The organism is Pelagibius sp., from assembly GCF_028289705.1.
Lineage (GTDB): Bacteria > Pseudomonadota > Alphaproteobacteria > Kiloniellales > Kiloniellaceae > Pelagibius.
Map to the genome: position 1 here is coordinate 1 of NZ_JANQOI010000172.1, position 9,277 is coordinate 9,277.

The following is a 9,277-nucleotide window of genomic DNA, read 5'->3' on the forward strand; positions in this document are numbered from 1 at the left end:
ATCGGCCTAGGCCGGCTCGACATCCACGCTGCTCTCGTGCGCCAGTTGGTTGGCGTTGTATTTCCAAAGCTTGAAGCCCAGATGGCCCCATCCGCCGCAGAGCTCCAGCGGCTGGATCAGCGTCGCCATGGCGTTGTTCATGGGCTTGCCCTGCTCGTACTGATGGGGCTCCCAGCCGTGTTCCATCATGATCGAGGTCTCCGGTATGCTGGGATAGAACTTGGCCTGGGCGAAGAACTCCCCGATACCGTTGAAGATCCGGACCCGGCCGCCGTCGGTGATGCCGCGGGCGGCGGCCAGATTCGGGTTGATGTAGATGTTGGGCTCGCCCCTCTGCAGCCGCATCATGTACTTGTTCGACCGCCAGTTCGAATGAATGCCCCAGCGGGTGTGCGGCGAATAGAACGACAGCGGATAGTTCGAGGCCTCGCGTCCGGCATGGTGGCGCGCCGTGGGGGTTGCCGCGCCCAGCTTCATGAAGCGCGGATGGTCGCAGTAGAAGGTGATGCGCCCGGTCAGGGTGTCATAAGGCTTCTTGCCCTCGACCTGGGCGACGAAGGGATTGTAGGGCTCGGATGCGGGTATCGGCTGGTTGGCGCCGCCCTCTGCGCTCATCACGAAGAAGCCCTGCTCGGCCCCCTCTTCCAGGCTCACGCCACCGAACTCGGCGCTGTTGTCGACCAGCCACTTGGTGGCGTCGTAGTCGCTCAGCAGCGTGCCGCCCATGGTGAAGTCGTCGTAGATGGTGTGCAGATCGCGGCTGACGTTGCCGTCCTGATAGCCGCCGACACCGCGGGCAAGGGCGCGCTCCTGAATCTTTTTGCTCAGCAGCACCATGATCTCCCAGTCGGGCTTTGCCTCGCCGATGGGGTCGACGGGCCGGGAGAAGACGTTGACGAAGCGGTGGAAACCGACGGAGCGAAGGTCCCAGGCCTCGTAGTGGCTGGCTGCCGGCAGCAGGTAGTCGGCCCACTCCGCGGTCGAATCCATCCGGACGTTGATGTTGACGAAAAGCTCCTGGACCTCCTCGAGGATCCGCTCGCGGTACTTGTCGGCGTGCTTGTTGCGCCGGAACTTATTGTCGGCAATGGAGATCAGGCCCTTCATGTCGCCGTGGTAGGGCATCCAGCCCTCGGTGACGGACTCCTCGATCATCGCTTCCATCTCGTCGATGTCGAAACCGACGCGGGCTTTGAGTTTCTCGTTGTCGAAGTGCTGGCGCGCATGATCGATCATATGCCCGCGCAGGAACTCGCCGAGGCCGCCGGCCTCCAGGCGCGGAAACTTCTGGAACCCGAAGAGGGCGAGTTCCAGAAGCTTGCCGTGGTTCCATTCGATCCAGGATGTATCGAGCCCGCCGGCCTTGCCGCCGTGGCCGGTCAGGGCCAGCATCAGAACCTGGGCCCAGCCGGTGAAGATGCCGTTGGAATAGCGCCCGATGTTGAAGCCGTTCATCAGGATCGCTTTTCGGGCGCCGGCGAAGAGCCGGGCCTCCCGGCGGACGGTCTCAGCCTCGACTCCCGTCTCGGCCTCGGTCGCCTCCGGCGTGAATTTCGCCGCCTCGGCCCGGACCTTCTCGAAGACGGTGGTGACGGCGATCCCATCGACCTCGAAGCTGCCCTCGATGGCCGGGTCGACGCCGCCCAGGGCCAGCGTCTTGTCCTCGGAACCCATCGAGCCCTTTGCGGCGACCGCAGTACCGCTGTTCAGGTCCCAGTGGTAGAAGACCTGGTCCGAGCCGCCGTCCTTGAAGTCGGCCTCGCGCAGCAGCATGCCGTTGTCCTGACGCACCAGGACGGTCAGATCGGTCTGCTCCTTGACGAAATCCGGCTTGTAGAGCCCCTCTTCGATGATCACGTTGACGAAGGACATGGCAAGGAACGGATCGGCGCCCTGCTTGATCGGCAGCCAGAGGTCGGCGTGGATCGATGACGGGTTGTAGTCCGGCGCCACGGAGACTACCCGCGCACCGTTGTATTTGGCCTCCCAGAGATAATGGGCGTCGGGGATGCGCGTCGCGTTCGGATTGAACAGCGACATCATGATGTAGTCGGCATCGAACCAGGCGTCGGAGGTGAAGCTCTCCAGCGGATTGCCGTAGGCCAGATGGGCGCCGGTATTGAGGTCGCCGACGTCGGTGAAGATATCCAGCTGCACCCCGCCCAGCAGCGAGGCAAAGCGGTAGGGCGCTGCGAGGCGGACCATGGAGAGGTTGCCGGAGCCGGTATGGGTCATCAGCTTGCCGGGCCCGTACTTCTCGAAGATGTCGATGATCTTGTCGGCGATCTCCTCGGTGATCTCATCCCAGGAGACCCGCTGCCACTTGCCTTCGCCGCGTTCGCCGGCGCGTTTCAGCGGATAGCGCAGCCGGTCGCCCTCGTACATCGCGGACGAGTGAATCGCGCCCTTCTGGCAACCGCGCGGGTTTGCATCCGGCACGTTGGGGTTGATCTGCGGGTACTTGGCCAACTGCTCCTCGCGCAGGACGATCCCGTCCTTCACGAAAACATCGAAGGCGCAGTTGCCCACGCAGTTGATGCAATGGGCCGCCTTGCCGACCTTGTCCCAGGTGAACTCGCGGCGGTAGAGGTCCTCCCAGTCGCGATAGGGGTATTCCTCGTCCAAGGTATCGCCGATCGGCTCCAGACGATTGAGCGACCAGGCATTGTTCGCCGCCAGAACCCCGGCGCCGGCAAGACTCGATGCCTTCAGGAAATCGCGGCGTTTGACCCGCAACATGCTCTCTCCTCCACTTGGCCGGCCGTCTTCTCAGAAGCCGCTATGGGCAGCTCTGCCTCTGGCGACGACGCGCATTCGTTCCGGAAAGGATAGCCAGAAGCACGATCCGAAAGGCTATGGTCATGTGAAAAGATGTAAACCGAATGTAATCGGGACCCCCTGCACGATTGCGGCGATCCGCAAGGAGTGCTGTAGTTGGGGCAATCAAGAACATCTGGGGAGGGGGCCGTCGCCGGCCCAAAAGCACCAAGATGTCATGCACTATGGATCAGGATCTTACGGGCAAGGCTGCGCTGTCCGACTGTTCGGCCGTGCTGCCCGGGTTCTTTCGCGGCAAGCGTGACGTGCTGGTAGACCGGGCGATCCAGGTTGCCAAGGACTATGGCTACGCCCAGTACACCACGACGATCCGGGCGGCATGGATCGAGGCGATCGATACGCTGAACGAATGCCTGGCAAGCTATCTTGCCAGCGAAGCGGCTGTGATCGTCAAACCGGAGGCCGAACTCGACTTTCAGCGCGATCCGCGCTTCACCCTGATGCGTGAGGTCGCCAAGCGCCACCGTTCGATGGGGGTGACGCTGCAGCTCTACCTCGGGCTCTTCAAGCACTTCAGGGATCTCTACCTGGCCACCTTGGACGACCTGCCGGGCGAGACCGCCTTTGCCGGCGAGGCCCGCGACCAACTGCAGGGCTTCTTCGATGCGGCGGAGCTGAGCGTCGGAGCGGACTGGGCCGAGGCGACCGAGGACGAGAGATTGATGGAGTTGCAGGCGCGGGCGCGGAGCGTGGCGCTGGACAAGGACCGCTATTTCTCCGTCTTCGAAAGCCTGCGCGATCCGGCCTTTCTGCTAAACCGGCAGCGGCGGCTGGTGAACGCGAATCAGGCAGCCGCGGAGCTCTTCGTCGGCGAGGCCAATGCCGGCGAAATCGTCTATCTGACCTCCATGCGCGGCCGCAAGACACCGCTGGAAGAGGTTCTGAGAATGGCGGCGCCCGCCGGCGAAGGCGACGACCGTTCGATCTGGCTCGACACACGCCGGGGGCCGATGTGCTTCGACCTGCGCGAACGCGGCATCCACGACGCCCTCGACAACACCGAACTCGGCTACGTCGTGATCCTTCACGACGTCACCACCCATCGCCGCGCAACGGAGGACGCCCAGCGCGCGCGCCGCGCCATGTCGGCTTTTCTCGCGACCATGAGCCATGAGATCCGCACGCCCCTGCATGGCGTGCTGGGCGCCAGCGAGCTCCTGCGCGAAGCCGACAACGAGTGCCAGGGGCCTTACGTCGACGCAATCGAAACCGCGGGCCGTCACCTCCTGCAGACCTTGAACAAGGTGCTCGATTTCTCGCGCCTCGAGGCAAGGCCGCCGCAGCCCACGCCGCAAGCCTGTCGCCTGGACGCCGTTCTCAGGGAGTACGGCCACTTCGCCTCGGTCTGGGCGCGCCGCGCCAAGGTGCCCATGGCCCTCTCCGTTGCCGGCAACCTGCCGCACTCCGTCGTGATCGATTGGGAAATGACGCAGCAGGTGCTGACCAACCTGGTTTCCAACGCCATCCGCCACGATGGCGGCGGCGGGGTGACCATTGCGGTGCGGCGGCGCCGGTCGGTCTTGGAACAGCGCTTTCTGAGGTTCGAAGTCCTGGACAAGGGCCCGGGCATCCTGCCCGGCGATGCGGAGATGCTGTTTGAGCCCTTCGGCGCGCGCTCGCCCGGCACGGCGAGCAGCAGCGGCGCCGGCCTGGGCCTGGCGATCTCCAGGCGGCTGGTGGAGGCGATGGGCGGGACGATCGGCTTCCGAAACCGCCGTGCCGGGGGCGCGGCGTTCTGGTTCGACCTTCCCTATGACTACCTCCGCAACAACGCCGCAACAGACCCCATCACGCGGCCCGAAGCGTCATCCGCCCTCCCCGCAACGGAGCAACTCAGCTGCCTGCTGGTCGATGACGATCAGATCAGCAGGATGGTGACCGCGGATCAGTTGAGGCGCGACGGCATCGCGGTCACCGAGGCGGCGAGCGTTGCAGAGGCGCTGACCTGCGCCAAAGCCGGCACCTTCGACATTTTCGTCGTCGACTACCACCTTTCCGATGGGGACGGCGCGACGCTGGTCACCAGCCTTCGAAACAACCTGGCAAAGTCGGCCAGTCCGCGCTTTGTCGCTTTGACGGCCAATGCGGATATGGTGGAGAAGGCCTGTGACGGCGGCCATCCCTTCGATGCCCTGCTGGCAAAGCCCATCGCCGGCGCGGACCTCGCTGCCGCCGTGCGGGCACCGGGGCCCCTGCCGTCGGCGGTTCCGTCCGGCCCACAGAAGCTGGACACGCCCTGCAGCCTGGCGGAACTGTCGCCGCGCGTTGTCGACGCGATGGCGGAAGCCTTCACCGCTCAGTGGGACAACCAGGTTGCGAAGCTCCGCAGCGCGATGGAACGCGGCGACGTAAACCGCCTGGCAGAGCAGGCCCACCGCGTCGCCAGCAGCTGCGCGGTGATGGGGATTTCCGACCTGGCCGCTTTGCTGCGGGATCTGGAAATGGAGTGCCGCTACGGCCAGAATCAGCCCGATCTTCCGGCATGGCAGGCGCGCCTCGGCCCGCAACTGCGTGAGGCGCCGGGCCAGGCGCGCATCCTGGCGGCGGAGGTTGCCGGATGATCCCGCAGGCAGCCCCCACACCGCGGCGTCCGATCGGAGGCCGCCATGCAAACCGCATTCTGGTGGTGGACGACGATCCGGTCGTCCAGGTGCTGTTGCGCGAAACCCTCCTGGCGGAGGGATACGACGTCAGCGGTGCCAACAGTTCGGAAGAGGCCGAGCAGCGGCTGCGCCAGAGCCCCTGGGACCTCGTTATACTGGATCGCCGGCTGCCGGACGCCGACGGTCTTCTGCTACTTCAGACGGTCAAGGAGAAGTCCGGTTGCCCCGTCATCATCCTGAGTGTGATGGACGACCAGCACGATCGGACCTTGGGGCTCGGGCTCGGCGCCCAGGACTATGTCGCCAAGCCGTTCAGCGCCTCCGAGATTCTGCTGCGCATCCGCAATCTCCTCGTCGCGCGCGAGGTCTCGCTACTGCCGGCGCGAACGCAGGACATCGAGCACGGTCCTTTCCGATTGGTTCAGACGACGCGCCGCCTGATCATGGAGGGCACAGCCCGTCAACTGACCGCGGCCGAAACCCGGCTGCTTGCCGTCTTCCTGACCCACCCGGGCGAGGTCCTGGACCGGGCCTCGCTGACCCGCAGCATTTGTCAGCGCGAGTGGTCTCACAACGACCGTTCGATCGACGTGTTGGTCGCCCGGCTGAGAAAACACATCGAGGCTGATCCGAAGTCTCCGCAGTGGATCGTCACAGTGCACGGCGCCGGCTATCTCTTCAGCGCGGAGATCCCCTGCAGACCTTGCTGAAGTCGCTGCCAAGATGTGCCAAGTTCGCGCGGAACCCGCGCAGTCGTGACTATAGCCGCAGCGCACATCGTCGGCGTGATAGTGGTCGATGGAGACCAACCAGAGATCGAAATTAGGCAATAACCGCTAGAAAAACAAAGTACATCTCATTAGACTAATTTCCGTGCAGTTCACGGGAGACGTCGCATGCCAAATAAAATTCTGGCCCTATGCATCACAACTATCGTTTTCTTCTCAACGGTTTCGGGGTTACTTGCACAAGAAAACGCAGATATTTGGCGCGAGAAGATAAATAGAGGCACGATTTCAGTAATTTCCGGTGGAATTAATGGCACATACATTCGTGTCGCGACGGATTTGGCCTCTGTGCTCGATGATGGTTATGACCTCCGCGTGCTGCCCATCATGGGCAAGGGATCTGTTCAGAACATCGATGACATCTTGTATCTCAAAGGAATAGATATTGGTATCGTTCAATCTGATGTATTCGAATTCATTAAAAGTCAGAACAAACACCCAAGTATAGACCAAAGAATTCGCTATATCACCAAACTATACAATGAAGAATTTCATTTGCTCGCCGGAAGTAATATTTCCGACATAGGCGACCTCGCCGGGAAGAAGGTGAACTTCGGCGTAGAGGGCAGTGGCACATTTATGACCGCCAGCCTTGTTTTTGACATCCTCGGCATCGACGTGGAAATAGCCTCCTTTGACCAGGGACTTGCCCTGGAGAAAATAAAGAGCGGTGAGATTTCAGCGACGGTCTACGTCGCCGGCAAGCCCACCCAACTGCTTCAAAACATCGATGCAGGGAGCGGCCTACGGATCCTCGAGGTTCCCTTGACGCCCGAACTGCTGGAAATCTATCTGCCGGCGCAGTTCAGCGGGGAAGACTACCCCAATCTGTTGGAGGACGGCGAACGCGTGAAAACAATCGCTGTGGGTGCTGTCCTCGCGGTTTACAACTGGAAGAAGGGCGGCGTTCGGTACAACAAGGTTTCACGGTTTGTGGAGGCGTTCTTTCAGGAATTCGCCAAGTTTCAATTCCCGCCGCGTCACCCCAAGTGGCGTGAGGTTAGTCTCACCGCCGAGGTGCCTGGCTGGCAGCGTTTTGGGCCCGCGGAAGAAATGCTCGAGACAATTGCGCTGCTGGATTCGAAAAGCGTTAGAGACGCCTTTGCAGAGTTCCTGAACAACACCTCGCCGAACCTGGCAGAGAAATTCCAGACCGAAAAAGAAAAGGAACAACTCCTTCAGCTCTTCATTCAATGGAAGAACGCAGGGGCGCAGTAGACCGTCAAAGAAACTGCGTGCTCACATTGCTTTACGGTGCAAGAGCTAGCCTGGATGCCGCGGATAAGCAGTCGTGGCGCCGTCCGACCTTCGTCCTGTGAGATGATCACTTAAGTCGAGACAGGTTCGATGAAAAGGTCTCATCCCCTCCTTCAAGGGCCCGCCGGTACCATTCAATCGCCTTATCCTTATCTCCCGACATTCCCAGTACGCCGACTTCTTTAAGATAAATCGGATCATGTGTCAGTCCAACCAGGCCCGCCGCCTGCGCGGAGCCAAGTTCTGCCGCCAGCTCAAAGTAGAGCCGCGCTGATGAAATATCCTTTAGGGTTAAGTGCTTTGTCCCTTGGGAAATCAAAGTCGTGATGGCGAGCGGATCCGAAGGAGGTTGATCGCCAACCTCCTCTTTGGAAGATCCGTCGTCCGGGGCGGGGGCTTGGGCCAGGACCGGCTTGGGGGCCACCGCCCGGGCCAGCAGCCGCAGTTCGAAGCTGCCCCGGCTCTGCGCCCGGTCGCCGCCCGGTGCCTGCGCGACCGCCTCAACCTGCAGCGGGAAGACACCGCTCACGCCCGCCGGCGGCTGCAGGACCAGCCCCTCAAGCGCCGACGCCGCTAGCGCCCAGCGGCCATCCGCCTGCGCCGAACCGGCCGAAAGCTTCGATCCCGCCGGCAGACCGGAGAGGAACAGCTCCACCGCGTCGCGCTCCGCCGCCTCAATCGACAGCAGCAGCGGCAGCGCCGCTCCCTCCAGCCCCTCGGCATCGGCGAGCGCAAGCTTCGGGGTCACCGCCCGGGCCAGCAGCCGCAGCTCGAAGCCGCCCCGGCTCAGCGCACGGTCGCCGCCCGGCGCCTGCGCAACCGCCTCCACCTGCAGCGGGAAAGCCCCGCTCACGCCGGCCGGCGCCTGCAGCACCAGACCATCGAGCGCCGACGCCGGAAGCGCCCAGCGACCGTCCGCCAGCGCCTCGCCCGCCGAGAGCTTCGATCCGTCCGGCAGACCGGTGAGGAACAGCTCCACTACATCGCGCTCCGCCGCCTCCAGCGCTAGCGGCAGCGGCAGCGCCGCTCCCTCCAGCTCCTCGACATCGGCGAGCGCAAGCTTCGGGGCAACCGCCCGGGCCAGAAGCCGCAGCTCGAAGCCGCCCCGGCTCTGCGCACGGTCGCCGCCCGGCGCCTGCGCGACCGCTTCGACCTGCAGCGGGAAAACTCCGCTCACACCGGCCGGCGCCTGCAGGACCAGCCCCTCAAGGGCCGCCGCCGGAAACGCCCAGCGCCCGTCCGCCTGCGCCGAGCCGGCCGAGAGCGTCGCGCCCGCCGGCAGACCGGAGAGGAACAGCTCAACGGCGTCGCGCTCCGCCGCCTCCAGCGCCAGCGGCAGCGGCAGCGCCGCGCCCTCCAGCCCCTCGGCATCGGCGAGCGCCAGCTTCGGCGCCACCGCCCGGGCCAGCAGACGCAGCTCGAAGCCGCCCCGGCTCTGCGCCCGGTCGCCGCCAGGCGCCTGTGCAACCGCCTCCACCTGCAGCGGGAAGATCCCGCTCACGCCGGCCGGCGCCTGCAGCACCAGGCCCTCAAGCGCCGCTGCCGGGAGAGCCCAGCGCCCATCCGCCAGCGCCGTGCCCGCCGAGAGCTTCGATCCCGCCGGCAGACCCGAGAGGAACAGCTCCACGGCGTCGCGCTCCGCCGCCTCCAGTGCCAGCGGCAGCGGCAGTGCCGCGCCCTCCAGCCCCTCGGCATCGGCAAGCGTCAGCTTCGGGGCCACCTGCAGCAGCTGCCATTCGCTTTTGAGGCTGATTGACCCAAGGAAAAGGATAAAGTTTCTGAAAGAAGAAT

At 63.9% G+C, this 9,277-nt stretch carries 5 protein-coding genes; 3 read left to right on the plus strand and 2 right to left on the minus strand.

From position 1 onward, the window contains the following. Nucleotides 1–6: 6 nt before the first annotated feature. Nucleotides 7–2,739 carry a molybdopterin-dependent oxidoreductase gene (locus Q0996_RS21415; protein ID WP_299624688.1) on the minus strand — a complete coding sequence of 911 codons (2,733 nt, stop codon included), beginning with the start codon at nt 2,737–2,739 and terminating at the stop codon, nt 7–9. Between the two features lie 263 nt (nt 2,740–3,002). Between Q0996_RS21415 and Q0996_RS21420 the strand changes: the two genes are divergently transcribed. The 3 genes from Q0996_RS21420 (at nt 3,003) to Q0996_RS21430 (ending at nt 7,447) form a co-directional block, all read left to right on the plus strand. Continuing rightward, a complete protein-coding gene (locus tag Q0996_RS21420; protein WP_299624691.1) occupies nt 3,003–5,399 on the plus strand; it encodes an ATP-binding protein in 2,397 nt (798 codons plus the stop codon). Beyond that, a complete protein-coding gene (locus Q0996_RS21425; protein WP_299624693.1) occupies nt 5,396–6,151 on the plus strand; it encodes a response regulator in 756 nt (251 codons plus the stop codon). Before Q0996_RS21420 ends, Q0996_RS21425 begins: the two co-directional genes overlap by 4 nt. A gap of 186 nt (nt 6,152–6,337) precedes the next feature. Continuing rightward, nucleotides 6,338–7,447, plus strand: coding sequence for a TAXI family TRAP transporter solute-binding subunit (locus Q0996_RS21430; RefSeq protein ID WP_299624697.1), 1,110 nt, complete (start codon nt 6,338–6,340; stop codon nt 7,445–7,447). A 106-nt stretch (nt 7,448–7,553) separates the two neighbouring features. On the opposite strand, the gene Q0996_RS21435 is transcribed toward Q0996_RS21430, so the two are convergent. Beyond that, nucleotides 7,554–9,277: hypothetical protein (locus tag Q0996_RS21435; protein WP_322096776.1), on the minus strand; the 1,724-nt coding region annotated here is incomplete at its 5' end.